This is a genomic window from Streptomyces sp. NPDC059743 (assembly GCF_042732975.1).
Taxonomy (GTDB): Bacteria; Actinomycetota; Actinomycetes; order Streptomycetales; family Streptomycetaceae; genus Streptomyces.
The window spans coordinates 181,526-208,523 of the sequence record NZ_JBHWGS010000001.1; the positions used below are offsets into that span (position 1 = coordinate 181,526).

A 26,998-nucleotide genomic window follows, 5' to 3' on the forward strand; every position below is an offset into this window, starting at 1 on the left:
TGACCGCCTCGGGCGCGACCGCCTCCGGTGTCATGGCTCCGCCGTTCGTGACCGAGCCCGAAGAAGAGCTCAAGGCATGGCAGTTGGACCGCACGCGTGCGCCCATCGCCACCAAGATCGTGGTCGCGGGCGGCTTCGGCGTCGGCAAGACGACCTTCGTCGGCACGGTCTCGGAGATTCCGCCGCTCCAGACCGAGGCCCTGATGACGCAGGCCAGCGCGGAGACCGACGATCTCAGCGCCACGCCCGACAAGGTCACCACGACCGTGGCGATGGACTACGGCCGGATCACGCTCGACAACGACCTGGTGCTGTATGTCTTCGGCACACCGGGCCAGGAGCGCTTCTGGTTCATGTGGGACGACCTGGTGCGCGGCGCGATCGGCGCCGTCATCCTGGTCGACACGCGGCGCGTCGCGGACTCCTTCCCGGCGCTCGACTACTTCGAGAGCTGCGGGCTGCCCTATGTCGTCGCGGTCAACCACTTCGAGGGCTCGGAGCCGTTCGACATCGAGGATGTACGGGACGCGCTGACGATTCCGGACGAGATCCCCGTACTGATCATGGACGCGCGCAAACGGATCACGGTCGTCGAGTCGATGCTCACGCTGGTACGCCACGCGCTCGCGGCCTCGCCGGAATAGCGCCCGGCGGGCCGACGGCGCCCGCCGCGTCCCGGGCGGGCGCCGCGTCCCGAAGCTCGAACTCGCATCACGTACGCAAACGGAGAACCCGCCATGCGGAAGATACTCGTCGTCGGAGCCGGCCAGTCCGGGCTTCAGCTCGCCCTCGGCCTCCAGTCGCGGGGCTACGAGATCACCCTGATGTCCAACCGCACGGCGGACGAGATCCGGTCCGGCCGGGTCATGTCCACACAGTGCATGTTCCACACGGCGCTCCAGCACGAGCGCGATCTCCAGCTCGGCTTCTGGGAGTCGCAGGCGCCGAGGATCGAAGGTCTCGGCGTCTCGGTCACCGGGCCCGACTCCACCCGTGCGGTCGACTGGGTCGGCACGCTCGACGGATACGCGCAGTCCGTCGACCAGCGCGTCAAGATGGCCGGCTGGATGGAGACCTTCGCCCAGCGCGGCGGCCAGCTGGTGATACACGGCGCGGCCGTCTCCGACCTGGACTACTTCTCCCGTACGTACGATCTGGTGCTGGTCTCCGCGGGCAAGGGCGAACTGGTCTCGATGTTCGGCCGCGACGCCTCCCGCTCTCCGTACGACACACCGCAGCGCGCGCTCGCGGTGGCGTACGTCCACGGTCTGGGCCCGCGTCCCGAGCATCCGGACTACGATGCCGTGCGCTGCAATCTGGTGCCGGGCGTCGGCGAACTGTTCGTCATGCCCACGCTCACCACCTCCGGCCGCGCGGACATCCTCTTCTGGGAGGGCGTGCCCGGCGGTCCGCTCGATGTCTTCCGGGGCATCAAGGATCCCGCCGAGCATCTCTCGCTCACGCTGGAGCTGATGGAACGGTTCACGCCCTGGGAGTACGCGCGCGCCACGAAGGTCGAGCTGACGGACGCCAACGCCACGCTCGCCGGACGGTACGCGCCGACCGTGCGCCATCCGGTCGGACGGCTGCCCGGCGGCGGTCTTGTCCTCGGTGTCGCCGATGTCGTCGTCGCCAACGACCCGATCACCGGACAGGGCTCCAACTCGGCGTCCAAGTGCGCCGCTTCGTATCTGGAGTCGATCGTGGCGCACGGCGACCGGCCGTTCGACGAGACGTGGATGCAGACGGCGTTCGACCGCTACTGGGAGACCGCGCGGCATGTCACGAAGTGGACGAACGCGATGCTGGGCGTACCGCCGGAGCATGTCCTCAATCTGATCGGCGCGGCGGGCGGGCTCCCGCCGGTCGCCGACCGGTTCGCGAACGGCTTCAACGATCCGGCCGACTTCGAGAACTTCTTCTACGAGCCCGAGAAGACGAACGCGTATCTGGCGGAGGTCTCGGGCGCGGTCGGCGCGGCGGGCGCGGCCGGCGTCTGATCGGGCCGTCCGTCGTGCCCGCCCAGCTTGCCGTGCCTCCCGTGCGTCAGCCCTGGTTGTAGCCGGTGTCCGCGCCGTCCATGGCGCCCTCGGGCAGCTCCGGCGGTGAGTACGCGCCGGGATTTAGCGAGCGGGCCTCGGGATCCGGCCGTACGGCGCCCAGCAGCGGGTTCGCCGCGATCGGCGAGACCTTGACACGGGCGCCCGGGCGAGGCGCCTGGATCACCATCCCGCCGCCGAGATAGATCGCCACATGGGTGGCCTCGGGAAAGTAGATCACCAGATCGCCGGGCCGCAGCTCGCGCAGCGAGACCTGAGGGAGCTCGTCCCACTGCTCCTGGCTGGTACGCGGGATGCTCACGCCGGCGCGCGCCCAGGCCTGCTGAGTCAGCCCGGAGCAGTCGTAGGTGTCCGGTCCCTCGGCGCCCCATTCGTACGGTTTGCCGATCTGCTCGACGGCGTAGCGCACCGCCTCGTCGCCCTTGGCCGAGGGCGCTCTGCCCGCCTCGCCTCCGGGCGCTCCTGGTGCTCCGGGCGCGCCCGCCTGTGTCGTCGTTCCTTTTCCGATGCCCGCGCCGATGCCCTCACCGAGCGCGCCCGAGGCGAGCAGTTCGCGCTGGGCCTCGTCCGTACCGGCCTTCTCCAGCGCGGCCACCGCGGCGATCTGCTTGCCGCTGAGCGAGGCGAGCAGCTTCTCGACGTCCAGGAGCCTGGACTTGACCATGTCACGCTGCTTGCGCTGCTTGGTGGCGAGCGCCTGCTGCTTGCCGAGGGCCTCGCGGGATGCCGTTGTCAGGGCGGCGGCGCGTTTCTCGGTGGCGGCGAGCCGCGCCATCGTATGGGCCCTGGTGCGTGCGGTGCGCCTCACCAGATAGTTCTCCTCCAGGGCTTGCTGTGGATCGCGGGCGAGCAACAGCCGCAGATAGCCGGAGAGTTCGGACTGTCCCTGGTACTGCCGACGGGCCAGCCGGCCCGCGTCGCCGCGGCTCAGGGCCAGGGCCGTACGGGCCCGTGCGAGGGCGGCGGTGAGCCGCTTGGTCTCGGCGCGCTGCCGGGCGAGTTCGGTCTCGGTGGCGTTGAACGCCTCCGTGGCCTGCTCGGCCTGCCGGTAGAGAAGCCGGAGGCGGCTCAGCATCTCGGAGACGGTTCGTGGCGGAGAGGCGTCCAGGGAAGCTTCCAGGGCGGCGGCGTCGAGGGCGGCGGTGTCGGCGGGCGCTCCGGCGCCGACGGCTCCGTCCTCGGCGCCCTCCGGGGCTTCTGACGCCCCATCAGCTGCTGGGTTTTCTGGGTTTTCGGAATCCAGATCGTCCGTCCCGCCCTTGTCCCGGGACGGAGAAGGAGACGCCGACGCGGACGCCGAGGTGCCCGATGCCGTGTCGTCGCCCGGCTCCGCGACGGCGTGCGACGCGAAGGGCAGTCCGGCGAGGACCGTCGCGGTGGCCAGTGCCGCCGTACAGGCCGCTCGTAGCACTCTTCCTGACATGTCATCACCTCCGGTTGCGGGATGGAGAGTCCAGCACTAGGCGATGATGAGGTGAGATGACGTACGAATAGCCCATTAATGGGCGGGCTGGCGCAACAGCATCACCCGCGTGAGGGACCGCCCGGCTTCGACCAGGGCCATTTCAGCCTCCGGCGCTCACGGCCCGCGGACATGTACTCGTACTTCCATCCGCGCTGCAGCCCAAGGCGCTTGCTGTAGCTCGCCGGTGCGCGCCGGTAGGTGTGTACGGTGGGCGGCCCGCCGTCCGCGTCGGGCACCGGGATCTCGTACCACTTGGGCGGATGCCCGGTCGGTCCCGTCAGCACGGGCAGTACGCGCCCGTCCATCGGGCCGCCGACAAAAAGGGTGTCTTCGCTTCTCACGGGCCCAGTCTCGCTCAGACCGGGCGGAGTGCGGCTCCGGTACGGCCCGACACCCGGCCCCGACACCTCTGAAGCGGCCCTAGAGCAGCCGTGCGGCGCCGTTCACCCTGGGGATCACGCGGCGGGCCAGCGTGGCCACAGGACCGTCCGGACGCTCGTACGCCATCAGCGCGTCGACGGCCGCGGCGGTCTCCTCGTCCGTGGCCGCCGTGGCGACCAGGAGCGCGATGAGATGGTCCACCAGCCAGTCGCGCAGTTCGGCGGCGGGCGGCTGCTTCTCCTCGTCCAGCCATATCAGCGACGCCGATTCGACGGCCGCGATCCAGGTGCGCACCATCATCCGCAGCCGCGCTCCCGGCGGCTGCGGCGCGGGCCGGTCCGTGGCTGCCCGGTCCGTAGCCGTCCGGCCCGTACCGATGTGGAGCAGGATCTGTTCGGCCGCGGCCCGTCGTACCTCGTCCACGATCGCGGTCGTCCGGGACGTCTCACACACGCTGCCGCCCTGGAGCAGCGCGCTGAATCCCGCGTCGTGCTGGTCGACAAAGGCGAGATAGCGGTCCAGTACGCGCCCGAGGCGCTCGGTCGGCGGTCCCACCGGCGGTTCGGTGAAGCACAGTTCCAGCTCGTCGGCGGCGGAGCGGAGCGCGGCCTCGTACAACTCCTGCTTGCCGCCTCGGAAATACCGGTAGACGAGCGGTCGCGACACTCCGGCCGCCGCCGCGACATCATCGAGGGAGACATCCTCGGGAGCCCGGTGCGCGAAGAGCGTGAGCGCCGCGTCGAGAAGCTGCGTACGGCGCTCCTCGACGCTGAGCCGTCGGTACGCGGGTGTTGCGGACGCGGTCATGTCGGCAGCGTAACCGCACCTGGCGGCCGGTCAGGCGTCGGCCGGGCGCCGGTCGCGGACCGGCCGCGGACTCCGAATATGGCGCATCACGCGCCTTCGGGAGGCACGATGGCCCCTATGACCACCCCACACACAGCCGCCGACCGAGTTCCCGCCGACCGAGCGGCGGCCCGGCGCAGTCTCGAAGGGCTCGCGCTGGGCGATGCCTTCGGCGAGCGCTGGTTCCCGCTCTTCCGTGAACGCCCGCGCGCCCACGCGGAGATCAAGGCCAGGCTCACGCCGCAGGAGCTGGAGTGGCACTGGACGGACGACACGGCGATGGCCCTCGCGGTCCAGCGCGTCCTCCATGAGCACGGCGCCATCGACCAGGACCGGCTGGCCAGTTGCTTCGCCCTCACCTACGACGCGGATCCGGCCCGTGGCTACGGGCACGGGATGCACACGCTGCTGCCGGCCCTGCTCGCCGAGCCGGAGAGCTGGCGCACTCTGGCTCCCGGGCTGTTCGAGGGCGGCAGCCTCGGCAACGGCGCGGCGATGCGGGTGGCGCCGCTCGGCGCCTGGTTCGCCGCCGACCTCGCACGCGTCGCCGAGCAGGCCGTACGCTCCGCCGAGGTGACGCACGCCCATCCGCAAGGGATAGCGGGCGCGGTGGCGGTCGCCGTGGCGGCTGCGCTGTCGGTACGGTCCGAACTCTCCGTGGCGGCGGTGGCCGAGGCCACGCCCGAGGGCCCGGTACGGGACGGTCTCGCGCGGGCGGCGGAACTGCCCTTCACCACCGAGCCGTGGAAGGCCGCCGATGTGCTCGGCAACGGCGGGCGGATCCGCGCGGACGACACCGTGCCGTTCGCGGTCTGGACGGCGGCCCGCCACCGTGACGATCTGCCGGCCGCGCTCTGGTCGACGGCCGAGGGCTTCGGTGATGTGGACACCACCTGCGCCATCACCGGAGGCATCGTCGCGGCCCGTACGGGAACGGGCTCGGTCCCGGCGCAGTGGCGCGAGCGCCGGGAGCCGCTGCCACTGTGGGAGCCGCTGCCGTAGGCCGGGCCGCTCAGGCGCAGGCCGGGCCGCTCAGGCATAGGCCTGGCCGCTCAGGGCGCCGCGTGCTTCTCCGCCGCGACTGCCATGTCGAGCAGCGCGGCATCCGCTCCCCGGGCCGCGACCAGTTGCAGCCCGACCGGGCAGCCGTCCGCCGTGAAACCGGCCGGAATGCTTGCCGCCGGCTGCCCGCTCAGATTGAACGCCCAGGTCAGCGCGGTGGAGTAGAGCTCGCCCGGGCCCTCGTGGCCATGCGGCCGGTTCGGTGTGACCGGCGTGAGCAGCAGCGGCGCCCGGGCGAACAGGGCGTCGAGCCTGCGGTCGTTCTCCGCCCGTACCTCCGCCGCCCGTGCCCGGGCGGTTCTGGACGTTTCGCCGCCGCGCAATGTCGTCCAGGCCTCGCGCGGATCGAGGAGTACGAACGGATCGGCGGGCGTCAGCGGATTGTTGGGCGTCAGCAGGTCGTTGGGCGGCAGCAGGTCGTTGGGCGCGCGCGGCGCCTCCGCGTACCGCGCGTCCTCCGGTCGTACGAGCCGTACCACTCCCGCCGTCACCAGCCGCTCCACCGCCGCCCGTACCACCGAGGCCACCTCCGGATCCGGCCGCGCATAGCCCAGATCGGGGGAGTAGACCGCGGGCACCGGCAGGGACAGGGCAGTCGGTTCGTCAGCCAAGTCGTCAGTCAGGTCGTAAGCCGGTTCGTATGCGCCGAGCACACAGCGCAGATACGGCCGTGCCTCCGCCGCCGACCGTGTCAGTACGCCCGCCGAGGCCAGTCCCGTACGGTCCGGCGAGGGCAGCAGCCCGTTCGTCGTCTTCAGCCCGAACACGCCGCACCAGGCGGCCGGGATCCGGACCGAGCCGGCTCCGTCGCTGCCGGTGGCCAGTGGCACCATCCCGGCCGCGACCGCCACCGCGGAGCCCGCCGAGGATCCACCGGGCGTACGGTCGGCGCGGTACGGATTGACCGTACGGCCGTGTCTGCCCTGCCCCCAGGTCTGCCAGTACGTTCCGGGCCCGGGCACCGCCGTCGAGCCCACCGGCACGGCGCCCGCCGCGATCAGGCGCTCCGCCGCGTACGACCGGATCCCGGACGGTCCCTTCACCGCGAACGGCACTCCGGCGAGCGGCAGCCGCCGGTCCACCGTGCGCGCCCGCGCCGGCGCCTCGTCGTCCCACACCTCGATGAACGCGCACAGCTCCGGATCGAGCCGTTCGATCCGCGCCAACGCCTCCGCGACCAACTCCGTCATAGGCACACCCCCTGCCCCAGCGCCCTCGCGCCCGGTCTCCCTCCTCAGTCTCGCAGCGCCTCCTCCATCACCGCGCGTGCGATCGGCGCCGCGTTCCCGCCGCCGCTGATGTCCGCCCGCCCGGCCGCCGCGTCCTCCACGACCACCGCGACCGCGACCGCCGGCCGGACCGTGTCCTCGGCCTGTGCCCAGGCGATGAACCAGGCGTACGGCAGACCGGAGTTGTCCACACCGTGCTGGGCCGTGCCCGTCTTCCCGCCGACCGTCACTCCGGGAATGCCCGCCTTTGTGCCCGTACCGTCCCTGACCGAGTCGATCATCATCTGCCGTAGCTGCTGCGCCGTGGCCGGGCTCATCGGCCGCCGGTACATCCGCTCGCCCGTACGGGACACGATGTCGCCGTCCGAGGTGGTGACGCGGTCCACCAGATACGGGTGTCTGAGATCGCCGCCGTTGGCGACCGCCGCCGCGACCATCGCCATCTGGAGCGGAGTGGCCCGGGTGTCGAACTGCCCGATGGAGGACAGCGCCAGCTCGTCGTCGCTCATCCGGGTGTCGAAACGGGAGGCGGCGACACGGGAGGGAATCCTGAGCCCGGTGTCGTTGAAGCCGAATCCTTCCGCGGTGCGCACCATCCGGTCCGGCCCGACCTTCACCGAGAGCCCGGCCATCACCGTATTGCAGGACCATCTGATGGCGTACGCGAGCGACGCCCGGCCGCAGCCGACCGCCTCGTTGGGCAGTCTGGTCCTGGTGCCCGGCAGGATGAACGGTTCCTCGATACCGGTCGGCGCGTAGGCGTCCCTGACCGTTCCGGACTCCAGCGCAGCCGCCGCCGTCACGATCTTGAAGGCCGAACCGGGCGGATAGGTCTCCCGGATCGCCCGGTTGAGCATCGGCTGGGTTTCCTCGCCGGTCAGCCGGGTCCAGGCGCTGGTGACACTCCTGCCGGTGCCCGAGAGCCAACCCGGGTCGTACGACGGACTGCTGACCAGTGCCAGAATCCTGCCCGTGGTCGGCTCGATCGCCGCCACCGCGCCTCGCCGCCCGGCGAGTCCGTCGTACGCGGCCCGCTGCATCGACGCCTTGATGGTGGTGACGACCGAACCGCCGGGCTGCCGACTGCGGGTGAAGTCGTTCCAGAAGGGGAAGGGCGCGAGCATCGGTTCCGTACCGGAGAGCACGTCGTCCTCGGCGCTCTCCAGCAGCGTCGTGCCGTACGTCTGGGAGGCGTAGCCGGTGACCGGCGCGTACAGCGGTCCCTGGGTGTAGCTCTGCTCGTAACGCAGCAGCTCCCGGGTGTCCTTGGAGCGGGTGACGGTTTTGCCGTCCACAAGGATGTCACCGCGCGGCTGGGCGTAACGGAGCACGGAGGCACGGCGGTTGGCGGGATTGCCGTCGAGGGAGTCCGCGTCGACGAGCTGGATTCTGACGGCGTTGAGCAGCAGGGCGACGAGGAGCAGCAGACAGAAGAGGGCGGTGCGCCGGATATGGCGGATCACCGGTCGTCCTCGCGGATCACCGGTCGTACCACTCCGGCTCCAGGGTCCAGGATCGCGGGCGTGACGACTCCGGTCTGCTTGGACTTGGACGTGGGCCTGGGCTTGGACCCGGGCGCGGGCGCGGGCGTGGGCGTGGGCTCGGACGTGGGTTTGGACTCGGGTGTGGGCTCGGACTCGGGCGTGAGTGAGGGCGCGGGCTCCGGGCGTGGGCTGCGGGCCGAGTCGCTGAGCCGGATGAGCAGCGCCACGATCATCCAGTTGGTGACGACCGACGAGCCGCCCTGGGCGAGGAAGGGCATGGCCATACCGGTGAGCGGGATCAGGCCCATCACTCCGCCCGCGATGACGAACACCTGAAGGGCGAGGATCGAGGCGAGCCCGGTGGCGAGCAGTCGGCCGAACGGGTCGAGCAGGACGAGGCCGGTCCGGTAGCCGCGGGCGACCAGCAGCGCATACAGCATGAAGACGGCGGCCAGCCCGACGAAGCCCAGCTCCTCGCCCGCGGTGGCGAGGATGAAGTCCGACTTGGCGGCGAAGCCGATCAGAATGGACTGGCCGCGGCCCAGGCCCGTACCGGACAGCCCGCCCGCCGCGAACGCGAAGAGCGACTGGGCGAGCTGGCCGGGCCCGCGCCCTTCCTCGATGGACGCGAACGGATGCAGCCAGTCCTGGACTCTGCTGTGCACATGCGGCTCCAGAGAACCGACCGCGAAGGCGCCGACGGCGGCGAGCAGCAGGCCGACGGCGATCCAGCCGGTGCGTCCGGTCGCCACGTACAGCATGATCACGAAGAGCCCGAAGAAGAGCAGCGAGGTGCCCAGATCCTGTTCGAGGACGAGGACCATCACACTGATCACCCAGATGGCGACGATCGGTCCGAGGACGCGTCCGGTGGGCAGATGGAGCTTGCGGATCCTGCGGCCGGTGTAGGCGAGGACATGGTGGTTGGCGGCGAGATACGCGGCGAAGTAGACCGCGAGCAGGATCTTGGCGAATTCACCGGGCTGGAAGGAGAGCCCGCCGACTCTGATCCAGATCTTGGCGCCGTTCACGGCCGGATAGAAGATCGGCACGATGAGCAGCACCAGGGCGGTGGCGACAGAGAGATACGCGTAGCGCTGGAGCGTGCGGTGGTCGCGCAGGAAGGCGACGACGGCGATGAACAGCGCGACGCCGAACGTGGACCACACCAACTGCGTCGGCGCCGCGATGCCGTTCGGGGTCTCCAGGTCGAGCCGGTGGATCAGCACCAGGCCGAGACCGTTGAGCAGCACCGCGATGGGAAGCAGCAGAGGATCCGCGTACGGCGCGCGGAGACGGACCGCGATATGGGCGAGGAGGGCGAGCATGCCCAGCCCGGCGCCGTATCCGGCCGCGTCGGGCGGCAGCGCGCCGTATTTGCCGAGACCGACACTGACATAGCCGAAGACGGAGATGAGGACGGCGCAGACGAGGAGGGAGAGTTCGACGCCGCGGCGCTTGCGGAGGCCGGGCTCGGGCGGGGGAGTGTCCCTCGTCGTTGCGGTCATGGATCGAAACGTAGCAAGGCGGCATGCCTTATGTCCGTTTATGTGGAGTCGTAAAGCATGCCGTGCTTACTTCGTGTGGTGCGGGCCTATGTGGGGCGGGGACATGGGGCGGCGGAGTAAGGGGCTGGGTACGGGGCTGGGCGCGGCGCGGTGTGTGCGGAGCGGGCGGCTGGGCGCGGTGTCAGCACCAGTGCGGTGTCTCGCCCAGGCTGCGGATGTATTTGGCCGATCCCCAGGCCCAGCTGCCGTCGGCGAGGAGGTACCAGCGGTTGTTTCCGTCCACGCTGCCGCCCTCCACCTTGCAGAAGATGCGCACGATGTCGCCGTATTCGAGCTCGCCGACGACTCTGCTGCTGCGCGTCGGCTTGTCCCGGAGGAGAAGACCGGTCCTGGCGACGACCTTGCCTCTGTATCTGCCGAGGCCCTGGGCGTCGGTTTGCGACTTCGGCGGTGGATTGCCCGCCGGCTCATCGGCGGCCACCGGTACCGGTCCGGTGGTCGCGGATGCGGCGGCGGTGGGCGCGGCGAACGCGGGTGCGACGGAGACGGTGGCGAGAGTCGTGGCGGCGAGCGCGGAGACGGTGAGGACGGCGGCGGTACGGCCGGGCGAACGCACGGGCATGGTGACTCCTGGGACCTGAGGGCGAGGAGCCGGTGATTCCGGCATATGACTCGCGTGGTTCACGCTAGGTTCGCTACTCAATGTCCGCAATTTGTGACTCTGGGTGCTCACGCCATATGGGCTCAGCGCACTGGCTCGGCGCGTCGGCTCGGCGGAGGCTCAGTGCGTCGGCTCAGCGCTGGTAAGGGTTCTGCTGCTCCGTCCGGTTGTGCGCGGGACTGCCGCCGGCCTGGCCGGTGCTCTGGGCGAGCAATTGGTCGGCCTGCTCCTTCGTCACCTGCTGCTCGGCGCCGCAGAACGTGCACTGGGTCGCGTACTTGGTGGAGAACGCGAAGAGCGGCACGAAGAACAGCGTGAACTTGGTGACGCGCTTCTTGAGCGTATGCGCGGAGGGATTGCCGCAACGGCCGCAGACCAGCGTCAGTATGGCCAGTTGGTAGAGATAGCCCTTGGTACCGAAGATGATCATGTGAGCGATTCCTTCCGCGAGACACGCGCCCGGGACGGGAGCGTCGGGGAGAGTCTGCTCCCTCTACCCAGACTGCCGTACGGAGATGACGGCGGCGGTGGCGGGCGGGTAGGTGGTGGCGGGCGGCAGTCGGCAGCCGGCGTGACCTATTGCTTCCGCGGGCCGGTGACTGTTCCCATGGTGGCAATGGGGGTGAGGTGGCATGACGATCCGATTACGTGTCACGCCGGTCCGTGTCCGAGGCCGCGACCGGCTCTTTGTGAGTCTGCCGGACGGTACGGCCGTCGCCTGGTACGACGGCGCCGCTGACGCGGACAGCCCGGCCGGTGGCCCGACCGGTGGTGGGCAGGCCGATGGGCGGTTCGGCGGGCGGATCAGTGTGCTCCCGGGCGCGGCCCGCGAGGATGTGCTGGCCGCCCTCGCGCCGTACATCACCGGTGAGGTGGCGGTCGGACCGCCGCCGATACCGACGCCGGCCGATCTCGACCGGCTCTCCCTCCACCCGGACGACGACCTCGCGCCCAACCGTCCGGGCGAGGCGCTCCACGCGGAACTGGACGCGCTTCCGGCGCCCGAACGGCATGGGTGGTTCCGCCGGGGCACCTGGGGCGTGGGCACATGGAGTACGGGCACATGGGGCCGGGACACATGGCCGACGGTCCTACGTCGCAGGGACCCACATCGCGGTGATCCATATCGCAGGGACCCATATCGCAGGGATCCACGGCACGGAGAACTCCTCGCCCAGCAACTCCTCGGCGACCATCTCGACCGGCTGGAGGCCGCGGGCTGGCGGGTGCTGCACTCGATACCGCTCCCCGGGGCCGGCGCCGGCGCCCGTATCGACCATCTCGCGATCGGCCCGGCCGGCGTCCTGGCCGTACGTACCGTCGCCGCGTGCGGGCGGCGGGTCCGAATCGCCGATCCCATGGTCCGTACGGGCCGTGCCCAACCGCAGCCTCACCTCCGCTGGGCCCGTCGCGCGGCCGAGCGCGCCTCGTTCGCCCTGGCGACCGCCGTACGCCCGGTCCTCGCCGTGGCCGAGGCGTCCCGGCTGGACGCGGTGCCGTCCTCGTCGGACGTACGGATCCTGCGTGACACCGAGATCTCGACGCTGGCGTCCCTCGGAGGCGTACTCAAACCGGCGGACATCGAGGCCCTGTACGCGACGGCCCGCGATCGCCACACATGGCTGTCGGTGTAGTAGTGGTGGCTCGCGCCACACCACCGGGTGGGGCTATGTCTCCGGCAGTGGCCCGGCGTGGCCCGGATCGAGGAGCGGGGCGAGGAGGTCTCCGTACCGTTCCAGCCGCGCAGCGATGTCCGCCGACCGGAAGACCAGCTCCTCGGCTGCCGTACAGTCCGTGATCTCGTCCCAGGTCACGGGCGTGGAGACCGTCGGTTCCGGCCGGGCCCGCAGGGTGTAGGGCGCGGCGGTCGTCTTCGCCGCGGCGTTCTGGCTGTGGTCGACGAAAACCTTTCCCGGGCGCAGCGAGCGGCTCATCCGATGGACCACCTGCTCCGGCAGGGCTGCCTCGGCCTCGACGGCCAGGCCCTTCGCGTACGCCGAGACATCGGCCGACGGCGCGCGCTCCAGCGGTACCAGGAGATGGAGGCCCTTCGAGCCGGAGGTCTTCACATAGGTTTCAAGGCCGTCCTCGCCCAGCCGTTCGCGCAGCCAGCGCGCCACCGCGCAGCACTCCACGACCGTGGCGGGCGCTCCCGGGTCCAGGTCGAAGACCAGCCGGTCGGCGTGGCCGGGCGTATCGGCCTGCCACTGGTGCGTATGGAACTCCACGACCAGATTCGCCGCCCACATCAGCGTCGGCAGATCCTCCACCACCACCTGTCTGCCGCTGTCCGCCGTCTTTCTGGGCACCTCGGCGACGCGTACCCAGCCGGGCGTGCCGGGCGGTGGGTTCTTGGTGAAGAAGACCTGGCCGCCGGGCCCGTCCGGGTAGCGGAGGAAGGAGACCGGGCGGTTGGCGAGATGGGCCAGGAGAGGGCCCGCCGTCCGGGCGTAATAGTGCAGGACCTCGCCCTTGGTGGTGCCTGTCGCGCCGTACAGCACCTTCTCCAGATTGCTGAGCGAGAGGCGCCGCCCGTCCACCACTGTGATCGGCGTCATACGATGAGAATCCCATAAATCTCATGATTAACGGATGAAAGGGATGGAACGTGCGATCCATATGGAACGGTGCGATCTCCTTCGGACTGGTCAGCATCCCGATCAAGCTGGTGAACGCCACCGAGAACCACTCCATCTCCTTCCGCCAGATCCACAAGGAGGACGGCGGCCGTATCCGCTACCGCAAGGTCTGCGAGCTGGACGGCAAGGAGCTGACGGCGGCGGACATCGGCAAGGGATACGAGGAGGCGGGGGGCTCGATCATCCCGATCACGGACGAGGACCTGGCCGCGCTGCCGCTGCCGACGGCGAAGACGATCGAGATCGTGGCGTTCGTGCCGGCGGACTCGATCGATCCGCTCCAGATGGATGCGGCGTACTACCTCTCCGCGAGCGGCGTCCCGGCCGCCAAGCCGTACATCCTGCTGCGTGAGGCGCTGAAACGCAGCAAGAAGGTGGCCATCGCCAAATTCGCCCTGCGGGGACGCGAGCGGCTCGGCATGCTGCGGGTGGTCGACGACGTCATCGCGATGCACGGCCTGCTCTGGCCGGACGAGATCCGCGCCCCGGAGGGCGTCGCGCCCGAGGCCGAGGTGACCGTACGGGACGTCGAACTCGACCTGGCCGACGCCCTGATGGACACTCTCGGCACGGTCGAACTCGACTCGCTGCACGACGACTACCGCGAGGCGGTCGAAGAGATGATCGCCGCCAAGGCAGAGGGCGCACCGGCACCGGAACACGCACCGGCGGAGGCCGGCGGCGGCAAGGTCATCGACCTGATGGCGGCGCTGGAGAACAGCGTACGCGCGGCGAAACAGGCACGCGGCGACGAGAGCGAGGTCGCGGAGGTGACCGAGCTGCCGAAGAAGACCGCGGCCAAGAAGACCACCCCAGCGAAGAAGACGGCGGCCAAGAAGACCACAGCGAAGAAGACGCCCACCAAGAAGACCGCCCCCACCAGAACCAAACGCTCCTCAGCCTGACCCCGCCCCGCCCGCCACCGCCCCGGAAATACCTGTTCACAGCCACCCCACCGAAGCTGGTAGGGTTTCACCCGTCGCCACCACAGCGATACGCCCCCGTAGCTCAGGGGATAGAGCAACGGCCTCCGGAGCCGTGTGCGCAGGTTCGAATCCTGCCGGGGGCACTTCCGGATAGACCTTCTGACCAGCGGGAACGCTGAGCAGGGGGTCTTTTTCATGTCGTTGGATCAGAGTGCAGGTTCAGGTGGCGCCGCCGAAGGTACCGGGGCAATGGGTGGGGTATGAGAGGTAGGATAAGTGGTATGAGTGAGCCCACCGGCAAATATTCGATCACCATGCCGCGTGACATCGCTGAAGCCGCCAAGGCCCGCAGCGGCCCGTCCGGGCTGTCCGCCTACGTCGCGGCGGCCGTCGCGCGCCAGATTGAGCGGGACAACCTCAACGAGCTCATCGCGGTCGCGGAGGCTGAGCACGGACCCATCGCGGACGAGGAAGTCCAGGCCCTGCGCGATCAGCTTCAGCAGGCCCGTCGGCATCAGGCGCAGGGTGGGGCGGACGCCGCGTGAGTCGCTCGCCCGCCGTGCCCGGCGGCACTCTGGTCCTCGACAGCGAGGGGCTGGCCAAGGCCGTCCTGCGCGACCGCACGGTCACCGCCTGGCTCGCCCTCGCCCGTGCCGATGACCTACGGGTGATCACTTCCGCCGCCACTCTCGTGGAAGTGGTCCACCCCCGGATCAATCGCCCTGCCCTGGAGTGGACTCTCTCCCGCCTCGTCGTCGAGCCCGTCACCGAGCCCATCGCCCGCCACGCCGCAGCCCTTCTGGCGAACGCCGGCCTGCATGGGCACAAGTACGCCATCGACGCCATGCTCGGCGCCACCGCCCTCGCCGCTCCCGAACCGGTCACGATCCTCACCTCGGATCCGGAGGACCTCACCGCCCTGTGCGCTGGACGGGTCACCGTCATCAAGGTTTGACCCGGCGCTCCTCCGGGTCCGGTGGGGCCGGGGATTCGCTTCGGAGGGTGGCCGATCGGGCTGGTTCGCGCCGTCATCGAGTCGGGCCACAGCTCCCCGGAGCGCTGGTGGGTGGTCCGGGGAGCTGTGTGGGGGCGTTGGCTACTTCAGGTAGACGATGGCGTCCGTTGTGATGGCCGGGCGGCCTGTGGTGCCGGCTACCACGATCTTGATGGTGTGTTTCGCGCTGGTGGGCCAGGTCTTGGTCCACAGTGCGTCGCGGTATTTGGTGGTCGGTGACTTGAGGTCGACCGTTGCCGTCTTGGTTCCGTCGATGTAGATGTGGGCCTGGCCGGAGGTCGAGGCCCGGGAGACGACCCAGGCGACCGAGCGGCCGGTGAAGGTCCAGCTCAGGGAGGCGTTCTTGGTCGAGCTGGAGTAGGACTTGCCGCCCAGGTAGCTGGTGGAGGACTTGGTGGTCCAGGTGCCGGACTTGGTGGCGGCGGTCTCCTGGAGGATGACCGGCGTGCCTGAGACGGACGACGTGGCGCTGTTGCCCGCGTGGTCGTAGGCCGTCATGGACCACGAGGTGGCCGCGCCGGACTTGCTGGTGTGGTTCGCGCTGGTGGTCGTCGGGCCGTACGTGGCGGCGAGCGGGGCGGTCAGTCTGACCTCCTTGAGCGCGGCGTTGTCGGTGGCCTTCCAGCTCAGCTTGACGGGAACGGCGGTGGTGTTGACCGTGCCGGTCCGCAGGGACAGGTTCGGCTTCGTGGGGAAGGATGGCGCCGTCGTCTCGGCGACGGCCGTGGCGATCGCCGACACGGCGGTCTTGCCGGACTGGTGCGTCGCGCGTACCTGGATCTGGTGCGTGCCCACCGCCAGGGTCGCCTTCGCCGAGGTGACGCTGCCCGCGGTGGTGGCCGCGGTCTTGCCGTCGACGAGCAGTTCGTACTTCGAGATCAGCGACGCCGGTGTGGTGGCCGACCAGTTCACGGTGATCCCGGCCCGCGTGTAGTACGTCGTACCGGAGAGGCCGGCGCCGGTGACGGACTTGATCGCAAGGCCGGTGACCGGTCCCGCGGCCCAGCTCCGTACGGTGGCCAGCCGGTCGTACAACTGGTTGCCGGGGCACTGGGTGTTGTAGCCGTCGCGGTGGCCGTGGATGACCGGGAAGCTCAACTGCGCGCCCGCGGCCCAGGACTTGCCGAAGTAGTTGGTGGCGTCCGCACCCGCGGTGAGCGTGGTGGTACCGCTCGGGTTCACACCGTACTGGCCGAGCTTCCAGGCCGCGATCCTGGCCACGGAGACCATGGCGGCCTCGCTCGGCGCGACATCGGTGTATGTGCCGAGGACCGAGATACCGGTGGTCTCGGAGTTGAAGCCGTACGCGTGCGCCCCCATCACCGGCAGGTCGACACCGCCCTTGCGGCCCTCGTAGATCGTGCCGCACTTGTCGACGAGGAAGTTGTAGCCGATGTCCTTCCAGCCCAACTGCTTGACGTGATACGCGTAGATACCGCGCACGACGGCCGGGGCTTCGGCGCATGTGTAGCCGTTGCTCTCGGCGGTGTGGTGGACCACGACCGCCTTGATCTTCCCGCCCGGCAGATAACTCGGCTCTTCAGGGCTGATCGACTCGTCCGCTCCCCAGGCCGCGCGCGAAGTGATCGTCGGGCGCGGCGCGGTGGACGACGGAGGCGTGGGTGCCGTCGCGCTCGGGCTCGTGGACGGCGGGGCCGACGAGGGCGCGGACGAGCCCGGCGTGCTGCTCGAAGGAGCCGGAGGCGTCGGAGTCGCAGGAGTTGTCGGAGCCGTCGTTGTCCCGGTCTCGGTGGGGGAGGCGGTGGGCCTGTCGCTCGGCGGTATGTCCGTGGACGGCTCGGCACCAGGGCCGCCGGTGTCGGCCGACGGCGTCGGGTCTTCCAAAGTGACGGCGGTGTCGGCGGTGTCGGCATGGAACCCGGCGGGTTCCATGCCGGCCGATGCGCCCTTGCCCGGTGCGCCCTTGCCGGGGTCGACCATGTCCAGGCGCAGTCCGGCCGGCAGTCCGGCGGTCGTCTTTCCGCCCGCAGTGATCCGTACTTCGACACCGTCCGACGGTCCCACCCAAGCGGGTTCGGTGCCTCCGCGCAGGGCCGCGGATCCGCCCTTCCCGTCGGCTGAGCCCTTCCCGCCGGTTTCACCCTGTCCGCTGTCGCCGTCCAGCCGCAGCCAGTTGGACCACCGGCCGGAGCCCGTCGCACGCGTACGTGCTTCGACCGTCCCCGTTATTCGGGCCGACGGGTCGGTCCAGGTGATGCCGAGCATGCTGAACGGCTCGGTGTCCTGCTGCTTGAGGTTCGCGCGGCTGCCGTTGTCGGCCGTCTTCAGCGCTGCGGTGCGGGCATGAGGCCTGACGGGATCGGACGCGCCCTGACCGGCGGCACTGTCCTCGGACTGCCCGGTCACTCCTTGGAGTACGAGTGCTCCGGAGAGTCCCACCGCGGCTACGGCGGCGGTTCCCCAAACGTATCGGTGTCTCATGCGGGATCTCATACGGGTTCTGTTGCTTCCTTCATCGGTGGAGCGGGACAGCGGAATGTTGCACCGTACCCTGACCGGATTTCGCAAGCCGTGCTTTCGCGAGCTGTGGGTATGGCACCGGCAATTCCAGCGTCTGTTTCCTTGCCGGAAACCGGCAAGAGGCACGAACCGGCAAGAGTTACGAGCCGACGGCCCGCTGTACTCACGCTGCACCCCGCTGCCCCAGGCGCCGGATGCGGATGGTCCAATCTTTCCATCGGCCGTGTTCACCGGCCCTGGACCGAGGCCGGTCGCGGTAGGGGACCGCGGCGGCCTTTGGGGGGAATCGATCATGTCCAAGCACCGTATGTCCAAGCGCAATCGCGCCCTCGCATGGGCGGCCACGGGCGTCGTCCTGGCGGCCGGCGGCGCGGTCACCGCCAATGCCGTTACGGGCACCGCGTCCGGGACGAAGCTGCCCGCGCCTTCGCTGTACGCGGGCCGGGCGTTCGACACGTGTACCGCGCCTTCGCTGTCGGCGATGAAGGCGTGGAAGAGCTCAAACTTTTACGGCGCGGCGGCTGTCTATATCGGCGGCAAGAACCGGGGCTGTGCCCAGCCGCAGCTGACGCCTTCGTGGGTCAAGTCGGTCTCGGCGTCCGGCTGGAAGCTCGTCCCGCTGTACGTGGCGGCCCAGCCGCCGTGTCAGACCAGCCGTAACCCGGACCGTATCGCCGCCTCCACCGCCGCGGCCCAGGGCACCCGGGACGGCAACGACGCGGTGGCCAAGGCGAGCGCGCTCAAGATGACGGCGGGCAGCGCGCTCTACCTCGACATGGAGCCGTACGACATCGCCAACGCCTCCTGCAACACCGCGGTCCTCACCTACGTCCGGGCCTGGACCCGCGCCGTCCACGCGAAGAACTACTGGTCCGGCTACTACGGCTTCAGATCCACCAGCGCCGCCGCCGTCGCGACCGCCAAGGACCGCACGGACCTGCCCGACATCATGTGGTACGCGCTGTGGGACAAGGACAAGACCACCACGCGCGACTGGCCCTGGAGCCCGTCGCTGTACACCGGCCACCGCCGCGCCCATCAGTACCTGGTCAACAGCAAGGAAACCCGCGGCGGCGTCACCCTGACCGTCGACCGCAACGACTGGGACGCGCCCGTCGCCGTCATCGCCAAGTAGATGACCAAGTAGATGACCAGGTAAGCAGAGCGATTGCCCGGCCCACGATTGCCCGGCCCATGCGAGTGAATGGGCCGGGCATCGTCATTGTCGGCTACCAGTAGCCCGCTGCGAGAAGACGCCAGCCATCCGCCCGGCCGGACTCCGTATCGCCGGTCCGGACAGGCGATTCAAGGTTTGGGCAAGGTTTCGCCAATGCCCCCCGTGCACAGTCAGTGGCACGCAGTACGGGTGAAGGCCCCGAACCGACGGCTGAGGGAGCTATGGATCCGCGATACCAGGAATTCTGTCTGAGCGATCACGAATTTTACGATCAACTCAGCTCTGACATCAGTGAATCGGACCACCTGTCCGTTCACAGCTCTCCGCTCCCGTCCGGTTGGGAACGCCGACGCAGAGGCGCCTGGATCACTTGTCTTCCTTCCACGACCACCTTGCCCGCCCAGGGATGGAAGGTCCATGTGTCGGCTGCCGTGGCGAATGCCGACTCCGTCGCGTCCCGTGTGTGGGACTACTGCACCACACATCGCATCGCCTTCAAACTCGTTCCCGATCTGCGGGAATACATGCTCAAGAACTCCAAGTACGCGGACCGGGCCGGCAGCGGCAAACTCGCCACGCTGTATCCCGTCGGCGAGGCGGAGCTGCTTCGTGTCCTGGACGGGCTCGGCGCCATGCTGGACGGTGAGCAGGGCCCGTACATTCTCAGTGATCTGCGCTGGAAGGACGGACCGCTCTACGTCCGTTACGGATCGTTTCTCGAGCGCAAGTACGTCGACGCGAACGGCGTTGTCCAGTCCGGTTTAGAGACACCCTCGGGCAGCTTGGAGCCAGATCCTCGCGGACCGGTATTCCGGATTCCCGACTGGGTGTCCCCGCCTCCGTTCCTCCAGCCGGAGCTGGAACGGCGCGCTGAACTCAAGGTTGACGAGTTTCCTTACGAGATCGTCCGTGCCGTTCATTTCTCCAACGGAGGCGGCGTCTACGAGGGCAAGCACCGCGCGTCGGGCCGCCGGCTCATCATCAAAGAAGCCCGTCCGTATGCCGGCCTTGATGCAGGCGGCAGAGATGCCGTTGCCCGGCTACGGAATGAACGGGATGTTCTGGAGCGGTTGCGCGGGCTTGCCTGCGTTCCCGAGCTGGTGGATTACTGCCGCTTCGGAGAGAACGAGTTCCTCGTCGAGGGATTTGTCGACGCGATCCCTCTCAACCAGTTCTATGCGCAGCGTAACCCGATCTGCGGGGCGGTCCAGGCCCGGGGCCGGTTCGCCGAGTACGGCCGCTGGGCACAGCGCGTGTGGGACGCCGTATCGACGGCCCTGCGAGCGGTCCACAAACGCGGCATCGTCTTCGGCGATCTGCATCCCTTCAATGTCATGGTGGTGGAAGAAGGCGCCGACATACGGGCCGTGCTTGTCGATTTCGAAGTGAGCTGGCCGGTCGACACTCCCCGGCGCCACAGTCTGGAGCATCCTGGATTCGGTGCTCCGGCCGACCGGCAGGGTTTTGAGGCCGATGCATATGCGTTGGCCGCCTTGCAGCTTGCCCTGTATGTGCCTCTCACCACCCTCATCCGGCTCGACCGGAGAAAGGCCGAACATCTCGCCGACCTGATCGCCGACACCTTTTCCATCGATCGCCGCCTCTTCGACGATGCGGTGGCGACTCTCGGAGAGGCTGGTGGAAATGGTGAGGAGGCTGGTGGCAATGGCGAGAAGGCGGCCAACGGCAGGCGGTCGCGGCGGCTGCCCAGCCCTCGGATCGAGGCCGACCCGTCCCAGTGGGCCGAGCTCAGAGACTCCCTGGCGTCCGCCGTCCACGCCAGCGCGTCCCCTGGCCGGACCGACCGTCTCTTTCCCGGGGACATCGGGCAGTTCACGGCGGGCGGCGGTCTGTCCCTGGCCCACGGCGCGGCAGGAGTGCTGTGGGCCTTGCGGGCCAGCGGCGCTTCTCGCTACGAAGAGGGTGAGGAGTGGCTGGTCAGGCGGGCCCAGGACCGTACAGAGCCGATCCCGCCCGGGTTCTACAACGGGCTTCACGGGATGGCATACGTTCTGTGGGAGCTGGGCCGTCAGGAGGAGGCCGTCCAACTGCTGGCGCGGGCCTCCGGCGCGGGCACCGAAGGCGCAGGCACCGAAGGGCTGGGCAGCAGCCTGTTCTCGGGACTGTCCGGAATCGGGCTGAACTGTCTGGCCTTCGCCGAGCGCACGGGCGAGCCCACGTACCGCGAACAGGCCGAACATCTCGCGGACCTTGTCGGCTCCCGTGTCGTCGCCGCCGGTGAACTGCCGGAAGTGAGTGGTGGCAGCACTCGTGCACGGGCGGGACTGATGCACGGTTCATCCGGAGCGGCCGTGTTCCTGACCGCCATGTTCGAGGCATCCGGGCGCGAAACCTATCGGGCCGCGGCCAGGATTGCTCTCGAACAGGATCTGCGCCGATGCGTGACCGACACCGTCGGCGTACTGCACGTCAACGAAGGATGGCGGACCGTCCCCTATCTCAGTACCGGGAGTGTGGGCGTGGGTTTCGCACTGCGGCGCTATCTGCGCAGCACGCCTGATCCGGCACTTCAGGACATGCTGCGCGGTGCCGAAAGAGCGGCCTCCTCGGACTTCTACGTCTTCTCCGGCCTCTTCGACGGCCGCTGCGGGCCCTTGCTCTTCCACGCCACTCGGCATGGCGATCAGCTGCCCCTGGAGGACGACAGCGTGGTCCGTCAGATGCTGGGCCTCAACTGGCACACACTCCGCCGGCACGATGCCGTCGCCTTCCCGGGCGATCAACTGCTGCGCCTGTCGATGGACTTGGCGTCCGGCAGTGCCGGGGTGCTGCTGGCCCTCGCCGCGGCGCACGGTGTGCGCCGTGCGGGAAAGCCGGCATGCCTTCCGTTCCTGTGATGACTCCCGCCGCGACTGTGACGACTCCCGCCGGGACGACCGCGGCAACCGGCCGCACTCAGCTTCCGGGACCGACCGGCCCCGGAGAAGTGCCTCCTCACCGGAGGCGACATGGAGGAAGAGATATGAGTCTGTACGACCTGCAAGGAATGGAATCCACCGAGGAATCGGTCGAGGCGGCTCCGATGGCCAGCGACATCAGTCTCTGGTCGTGCGGCGACAACCGCCCGTCCAACGCGTCCTGGTTCGCGTGTGGCTGACGCTCAGTCAGGTAAGTCGGCCAGGTAAGTCGCTCTGCCCGTTGACATGAGCGGGCCCGCCGACGGGCGGCCGGGCTTCGGCCTGCCGCCCGTCGGCACACCGCCCGGCGCATTCACTCCCGAGGAAAAGGTCCATGGCGCGCGACGACTACGTACGGCTCTCCAGCTTTCTTGCCGTGTTCCGCCTGCGCATCGCTCTCGCCGCTGCTCTGATCACCGGCAACGCGGTGCTGGCGGTACTGCCCGCGTTCCTCACCCAGCGGCTCATCGACGACGGTGCGATCCCTGGTGACACGGGACGCGTCTACGCCCTGGGCGGCGCCCTGCTCGCCGCCGGAGCGGTGGCCGCGGGCTCCGCCCTGACCGAACGCTGGATGCTCGCGCGGCTCGGGGAAGAAGTGTCCGCCCGCATGCGAACCGATCTGTACGAGCACCTGCACGAACAGTCGGCCGCGTTCTTCGCCGGATCCCGGGCCGGGGCGATCGTCTCGCGTCTCCACGGCGATGTCCAAGGAGTGCGTGACCTCGTCACGCGGACTCTCGCCACGGTGGTGTCGGCGCTTGTCACACTCGTCGTCGCCGGCGCGGCGATTCTCTTGCTGAACTGGCGTGTCGCACTCGCGGTCTTCTGCCTCGCACCCGTGTTCCATGTCCTGACCACGCGTTCCGGTTCCACGCTGCGGGTCCTGACGCGCCGGCAACTGGCCGCGACCGCCGATCTGGACTCGATGGCGGCGGAACGGCTGAGCCCGGGAGGAGCGGAGACGATCCGCCTCTACGGTGACCGGCGACGTGAAGCGGACCGCTTCCGGCAGCACGTCCACCGGTTACGGGACGTCACCGTGCGCGGTGCGGTTCTGGACGGCAAGCTCGGCGCGGCGCTCACGCTGCTTGTCGCGCTCGTCACCACCGGTGTCTACACGGCGGCGGGCGTCCTGGTCGCGCGGGGCTCCCTCACCGTGGGCACGATGGTGGCCATGGTCGCTCTTCTGGCCAGGATCTACGGGCCGCTCACCGCCCTTCCCGGATGCAGACTCGAATTGGCGGCCGGAGAGGTCAGCTTCGAGCGTGTGCGCGAGATCATGAGATACAGCCCGGACATCGTGGAGCACGAAGACGCGAAACCCGTGCCGGGCACGTCGGTGACGTTCACCGACGTCACCTTTGCCTACCCCCACGAGACAGCCACGGGACTCGCCTCCTTGAAGTCCGCTCCCCGCGCCGCCGTCACCGTCCCCGCGGGGACACCGCGCGAGATACTGGGCGGAGTGACGTTCGAGGCGGCGCCGGGGACGACGGTGGGTGTCGTCGGCCACTCCGGTGCGGGAAAGTCCACCCTCGCGTATCTGCTGACCCGGTCCTGGGACATCGGTTCCGGGCGCATCGAGGTCGGCGGCCAGGATGTCCGCCGTACGCAACTGCGATCGCTGCGGTCCGCGGTGGGTGTCGTCACCCAGAACACATTTCTCCTCCACGGCACGGTTCGGGAGAACCTCCAGCTGGCCCGCCCTCTCGCAGACGAGAACGACATCGTCGACGCCTGCCGCGTCGCGCAGATATGGAACGCGGTGGAACGGCTCCCGAACGGCTTGGACACCGTATTGGGCGACCAGGGAGTGAATCTGTCGGGCGGAGAACGCCAAAGGCTCGCCATCGCCCGGCTGGTGCTCAAAGCACCCCGCATCGTCGTTCTGGACGAAGCGACGTCCCAACTCGACACCATCACGGAACGCGCCTTGCTGGAGAGCCTCCGACCGTTCCTGAGCGGACGAACGTGCCTCATCATCGCCCACCGGCTCTCGACCGTCCGGGAGGCCGATCAGATCCTGGTGATGAGGGACGGACGCGTCGTGCAGGCCGGCACACACGGTCAGCTCATCGCCGCCGAGGGCGAATACCGGCGCATGTCACATACGCAGAAAAACACCGCGGACAGCGGCGCCGTCGGCTCCGTCGCTCGCAATGGATCGGCGGCACGGTGAGCGCGGTGAGCGCGGCGACGGACGAGTCCGGCGAGCGCGGCGAGTCCGGCCGAGAAGATCTCAGCGGGCTGCCCGGTCCAGCTTGTCCTGGAGGCGGCGTGCGTCCTCCGCGCGATGCTGGGCATCGTAGAGGCTGATGGCTCGGTGCCAGTGGTGACGGGCCTCGTCCAACTGAGCAAGGGCGAGATGGACGTCGCCGAGGTTGGCGAGGGTGTTGGCCTCCTCGTAAAGGTTGCCGAGGTCATGGAAGAGGGCATGGGCGCGGCGGTAGTAGGCGAGTGCCTCGTGGTGCCGGGCCGCGGCCTGGGCGATGAAGCCCAGGCTGTCGAGGGTGCAGGCTTCCCCGTCGCGGAAACCGTGCCGCCCTTGGATCTTCAGGCCCTCCTCGCAGTGGGCCAGAGCCTGCTCGTAGTCACCGAGACGGGCCTCGTACCAGCCCACGGCGTTGAGCGCGTTCGCCTGCGCCAGCGGGTCGTGGCCCAGGCGCTGGAGCCGCAGGGTGTGACGGACATGGGCCAGGGCCTGCCGGTCGTCGCCCTGCCGGGCCCATGACCAGGCGATGACGTCATGGATGCGCGCCTGCTCGGCGAGGTCGTCGGCCTCCTCGGCCGCGGCGAGGGCCAGGTCACCGTGGTGGACGGCGTCGTCGTGGTTGCCGGAGCGGGCCCAGGCGTGGGCCAGACGGCGGTGAGCCCAGGCGAGGACGCTTCCCTCTCCGTGGCGTTCGGCCGCGGCGAGACCGGTGCGCCACAGGGCCACAAGGTCATGGAGCCGCCCCTGCCGCCAGAGGAAGCCGTCCAGCACCCGGGCCAGCTGCCACACCAGGACGTCCCACCCGTTCCGCTCGGCCAGACGCTGGGCGGCGAGCAGGCAGGCGTACTCGGCGCGGAACCACGCTATGACGGCCGTCTGGTCGGCCAAAGGCTGAGGAGTCACGCCGTCCACGGGCGGTTCGAGTTCCAGGTGGTGATGCCGGAGCGGGCTGAGAACCCGGTCACCGGCATAGGCGGTGTGAAGGTAGAAACTCATGACACGCCGCAGCGCCCGCTCGCGGGACTCCGCTTTCCGGTCCTCGGCGGCCCGCTCGGCGGCGTAAAGGCGGATCAGATCGTGCATGCGGTAACGACCCGGTGCGGGCTGCTCCACGAGGTGGACCGTCTCCAGTTCCCGCAGGGCCGCCCGGGCCGCGGACGGTGAACGGCCGAGCAGGCTTCCGGCGGCTGCCAGACCGATCTCCGGGCCCGGCGCCGCGCCCAGGAGCCGGAAGACCTCCGCGGCCTCGCCGGTGAGGGCACGGTACGACACGAGACAGACCGCCCGGACGTTGGCAGACAGATCACCGGTGTCGAGCGCGTCCAGCCGCGCGGACTCGTCCTGGAGTTCCTCGGCAAGCGCGGCCAGCGGAAAGCCGGCCCCGGCAGCCGCGCGGGCTCCCACGACACTGATGGCCAAGGGCAGTCCCGTGCAGTGTTCCAGCACGGCGGTGACGGCCCCGGGATCGGCGGCCAGCCGGTCCTCGCCCAGGTGACGGCCCAGCAGTTCCCGGGACTCGGACACGGTCAGCACATCCAGCGGTACGAGGTGTGCCCCGTGGGTCACCGCGAGTCCGCTCAGCCGGCGGCGACTGGTGATCAGGACCGCGCATCCGGTGCTGCCCGGCAGCAGCGCGGCCACCTGGGCGGAGTCCACGGCGTTGTCCAGGACGATCAGCATGCGCCGGTCCGCGACCAGGCTGCGATAGAGGCCGGTCAGCGCCTGCTGGTCCGCCGGTACCGAACCCGGATCCACCCCGAGCGCGTCGAGGAACACCCGGACCGCGGCGGCCGACGCCAGCGGCTCTCCCGAGGAGTCGAAACCGCGAAGGTCGACATGGAGCTGGCCGTCCGGGAACCGGTCGGCGTTCTGGTGCGCCCAGTGCAAGGCCAGCGAGGTCTTCCCGATGCCGCCGCTGCCACTGACGGCGCACACCGCCACCGCCGCGCCGGGCTGTCCGGCCCGCCCCAGGGCTTTGTCGAGTTCCGCGAGCTCACTCTGCCGTCCGGTGAACCACCGTGGGGCGGCCGGCAGCTGGCGTGGGAGGGCGCGGTCCCGTGACGACGGGATGCCCGTGGTGGGCACGGCGACGGCTGCCGGCGCCGCGACGGCCGTCGGGGCGGGTACGCCGATCGCCGGGTCATTGTCGAGGACCTGCTGGTGCAGCCGCCGTAACTCGTCGCTCGGATTGCTGCCCAGTTCCTCGGCGAGCGCGCGCCGGACCTGTTCGAAACAGCGCAGGGCGTGGGCCGCGCGACCGCTCCGGTAGAGCGCCAGCATGAACTGGGCGGCCAGGCGCTCGTCCAGCGGATGGGCGTCGTGGCAGGCGGCCAGTTCGGTGAGCAGCGTGGCATGGTGCCCGCGCCGTAACTGGACGTCGTTACGGTCGAGCCGGCAGGCGTGCCTCTCTCCGAGCAGCGACTCCCTCAGCGAGCTGAACCAGGGCGTGTCCACCCCGGCGAACGGCTCACCGCGCCACAGCCCGAGCGCCCTCTCGAACAGAGTGGCCGCGCCGGCGTCGTCCCTCGCCCTCGCCTGCCCGACCAGGTCTCTGAAGATGTTGACGTCCACGACGCCGGGGTCGGCGAGCAGAGCGTACCCGGCGGCTCGCCGCGCGATGGATGCCCCGTTCGTGGATGCCCTGTCCGTGGATGCCCCGTTCGTGGATGCCCCGTCCATGGACGCCTCGTCCGCCATCGTGTCGAGCACCTGCCGCAGCCGGGACATATAGCTGTACAGCGTGGGCTTCGCGCGCTGCGGCGGACGGACACCCCATACCCGGTCGACCAGCACATCCACCGGCACGGTGCGGTTGATGTCCACCACCAGTGCCGCGAACACACTGCGCTGCCGGGCCGGACCCAGATCCACGGCAACGCCGTCGCTGTGCGCCTGAATCTCCCCGAGCACACCGAACTCGATCGTCACCGC

21 protein-coding genes, 1 tRNA gene and 1 pseudogene are annotated in these 26,998 nt (G+C 69.6%); 12 read left to right on the forward strand and 11 right to left on the reverse strand.

Going from position 1 to position 26,998, the window contains the following annotated elements; genetic code table 11:
• Positions 1-32: 32 nt before the first annotated feature.
• Together ACFV6H_RS00790 and ACFV6H_RS00795 are read left to right on the forward strand one after the other, a co-directional pair.
• On the forward strand, positions 33-644 hold the full coding sequence (locus ACFV6H_RS00790; protein ID WP_176732539.1) for an ATP/GTP-binding protein: 612 nt from the start codon (positions 33-35) through the stop codon (positions 642-644).
• Positions 645-737: 93 nt separating this feature from the next.
• Positions 738-2,000: a styrene monooxygenase/indole monooxygenase family protein gene (locus ACFV6H_RS00795; protein WP_385536893.1), complete on the forward strand. Its 1,263-nt coding sequence runs from the start codon at positions 738-740 to the stop codon at positions 1,998-2,000.
• Between the two features lie 46 nt (positions 2,001-2,046).
• Here the strand turns inward: ACFV6H_RS00795 and ACFV6H_RS00800 are convergent, their stop codons facing one another.
• From ACFV6H_RS00800 to ACFV6H_RS00810, 3 genes are all read right to left on the reverse strand, one after another.
• Positions 2,047-3,483, reverse strand: a complete 1,437-nt coding sequence (locus tag ACFV6H_RS00800) for an NlpC/P60 family protein (RefSeq protein ID WP_385536896.1) — start codon at positions 3,481-3,483, stop codon at positions 2,047-2,049.
• A gap of 101 nt (positions 3,484-3,584) precedes the next feature.
• A complete protein-coding gene (locus ACFV6H_RS00805) occupies positions 3,585-3,866 on the reverse strand; it encodes a hypothetical protein (protein WP_093595945.1) in 282 nt (93 codons plus the stop codon).
• Positions 3,867-3,945: 79 nt separating this feature from the next.
• Positions 3,946-4,713: a TetR/AcrR family transcriptional regulator gene (locus ACFV6H_RS00810; protein ID WP_385536901.1), complete on the reverse strand. Its 768-nt coding sequence runs from the start codon at positions 4,711-4,713 to the stop codon at positions 3,946-3,948.
• Between the two features lie 117 nt (positions 4,714-4,830).
• Between ACFV6H_RS00810 and ACFV6H_RS00815 the strand changes: the two genes are divergently transcribed.
• Positions 4,831-5,754: an ADP-ribosylglycohydrolase family protein gene (locus ACFV6H_RS00815; RefSeq protein ID WP_385536904.1), complete on the forward strand. Its 924-nt coding sequence runs from the start codon at positions 4,831-4,833 to the stop codon at positions 5,752-5,754.
• A 50-nt stretch (positions 5,755-5,804) separates the two neighbouring features.
• Here ACFV6H_RS00815 and ACFV6H_RS00820 read toward each other — a convergent pair whose 3' ends face one another.
• From ACFV6H_RS00820 to ACFV6H_RS00840, 5 genes and pseudogenes are all read right to left on the reverse strand, one after another.
• Positions 5,805-7,004 carry an amidase gene (locus tag ACFV6H_RS00820; RefSeq protein WP_385536908.1) on the reverse strand — a complete coding sequence of 400 codons (1,200 nt, stop codon included), beginning with the start codon at positions 7,002-7,004 and terminating at the stop codon, positions 5,805-5,807.
• Positions 7,005-7,048: 44 nt separating this feature from the next.
• Positions 7,049-8,506, reverse strand: a complete 1,458-nt coding sequence (locus ACFV6H_RS00825) for a penicillin-binding transpeptidase domain-containing protein (protein ID WP_385536911.1) — start codon at positions 8,504-8,506, stop codon at positions 7,049-7,051.
• Positions 8,507-8,703: 197 nt separating this feature from the next.
• Positions 8,704-10,035: pseudogene (locus ACFV6H_RS00830) on the reverse strand (FtsW/RodA/SpoVE family cell cycle protein); the annotation flags it as partial.
• 181 nt (positions 10,036-10,216) lie between these two features.
• Positions 10,217-10,657, reverse strand: coding sequence for an SH3 domain-containing protein (locus ACFV6H_RS00835; protein WP_384976056.1), 441 nt, complete (start codon positions 10,655-10,657; stop codon positions 10,217-10,219).
• 172 nt (positions 10,658-10,829) lie between these two features.
• Positions 10,830-11,126, reverse strand: a complete 297-nt coding sequence (locus ACFV6H_RS00840) for a zinc-ribbon domain-containing protein (protein ID WP_385536916.1) — start codon at positions 11,124-11,126, stop codon at positions 10,830-10,832.
• A 202-nt stretch (positions 11,127-11,328) separates the two neighbouring features.
• Between ACFV6H_RS00840 and ACFV6H_RS00845 the strand changes: the two genes are divergently transcribed.
• Positions 11,329-12,330, forward strand: coding sequence for a nuclease-related domain-containing protein (locus ACFV6H_RS00845; protein WP_385536918.1), 1,002 nt, complete (start codon positions 11,329-11,331; stop codon positions 12,328-12,330).
• 33 nt (positions 12,331-12,363) lie between these two features.
• Here the strand turns inward: ACFV6H_RS00845 and ligD are convergent, their stop codons facing one another.
• Positions 12,364-13,254: a non-homologous end-joining DNA ligase gene (ligD, locus tag ACFV6H_RS00850; protein WP_385536921.1), complete on the reverse strand. Its 891-nt coding sequence runs from the start codon at positions 13,252-13,254 to the stop codon at positions 12,364-12,366.
• Positions 13,255-13,304: 50 nt separating this feature from the next.
• Here ligD and ACFV6H_RS00855 point away from each other — a divergent pair, with 50 nt between their 5' ends.
• From ACFV6H_RS00855 to ACFV6H_RS00870, 4 genes are all read left to right on the forward strand, one after another.
• A complete protein-coding gene (locus tag ACFV6H_RS00855) occupies positions 13,305-14,240 on the forward strand; it encodes a Ku protein (RefSeq protein ID WP_385536924.1) in 936 nt (311 codons plus the stop codon).
• 92 nt (positions 14,241-14,332) lie between these two features.
• Positions 14,333-14,404 (forward strand) — tRNA-Arg (locus tag ACFV6H_RS00860).
• Positions 14,405-14,542: 138 nt separating this feature from the next.
• Complete coding sequence (locus ACFV6H_RS00865; RefSeq protein WP_384976008.1) at positions 14,543-14,806, forward strand: CopG family transcriptional regulator; 264 nt, start codon at positions 14,543-14,545, stop codon at positions 14,804-14,806.
• Positions 14,803-15,216: a PIN domain-containing protein gene (locus tag ACFV6H_RS00870; RefSeq protein WP_384976006.1), complete on the forward strand. Its 414-nt coding sequence runs from the start codon at positions 14,803-14,805 to the stop codon at positions 15,214-15,216. The genes ACFV6H_RS00865 and ACFV6H_RS00870 overlap by 4 nt, the downstream gene beginning before the upstream one ends.
• A gap of 141 nt (positions 15,217-15,357) precedes the next feature.
• Here the strand turns inward: ACFV6H_RS00870 and ACFV6H_RS00875 are convergent, their stop codons facing one another.
• Positions 15,358-17,718 (reverse strand): N-acetylmuramoyl-L-alanine amidase, encoded by a 2,361-nt coding sequence (locus ACFV6H_RS00875; RefSeq protein WP_385536929.1) that lies wholly within the window; start codon positions 17,716-17,718, stop codon positions 15,358-15,360.
• Between the two features lie 331 nt (positions 17,719-18,049).
• Between ACFV6H_RS00875 and ACFV6H_RS00880 the strand changes: the two genes are divergently transcribed.
• The 4 genes from ACFV6H_RS00880 (at position 18,050) to ACFV6H_RS00895 (ending at position 24,034) form a co-directional block, all read left to right on the forward strand.
• Positions 18,050-18,892 carry a glycoside hydrolase domain-containing protein gene (locus tag ACFV6H_RS00880; protein ID WP_384976003.1) on the forward strand — a complete coding sequence of 281 codons (843 nt, stop codon included), beginning with the start codon at positions 18,050-18,052 and terminating at the stop codon, positions 18,890-18,892.
• A gap of 263 nt (positions 18,893-19,155) precedes the next feature.
• Positions 19,156-21,792 (forward strand): class III lanthionine synthetase LanKC, encoded by a 2,637-nt coding sequence (lanKC, locus tag ACFV6H_RS00885; RefSeq protein WP_385536933.1) that lies wholly within the window; start codon positions 19,156-19,158, stop codon positions 21,790-21,792.
• Positions 21,793-21,917: 125 nt separating this feature from the next.
• Positions 21,918-22,052 (forward strand): SapB/AmfS family lanthipeptide, encoded by a 135-nt coding sequence (locus ACFV6H_RS00890; RefSeq protein ID WP_384975999.1) that lies wholly within the window; start codon positions 21,918-21,920, stop codon positions 22,050-22,052.
• 134 nt (positions 22,053-22,186) lie between these two features.
• Positions 22,187-24,034 (forward strand): ABC transporter ATP-binding protein, encoded by a 1,848-nt coding sequence (locus ACFV6H_RS00895; RefSeq protein WP_385536937.1) that lies wholly within the window; start codon positions 22,187-22,189, stop codon positions 24,032-24,034.
• A 60-nt stretch (positions 24,035-24,094) separates the two neighbouring features.
• Here the strand turns inward: ACFV6H_RS00895 and ACFV6H_RS00900 are convergent, their stop codons facing one another.
• Positions 24,095-26,995: a BTAD domain-containing putative transcriptional regulator gene (locus tag ACFV6H_RS00900; RefSeq protein ID WP_385536941.1), complete on the reverse strand. Its 2,901-nt coding sequence runs from the start codon at positions 26,993-26,995 to the stop codon at positions 24,095-24,097.
• Between the last annotated feature and the right edge of the window lie 3 nt (positions 26,996-26,998).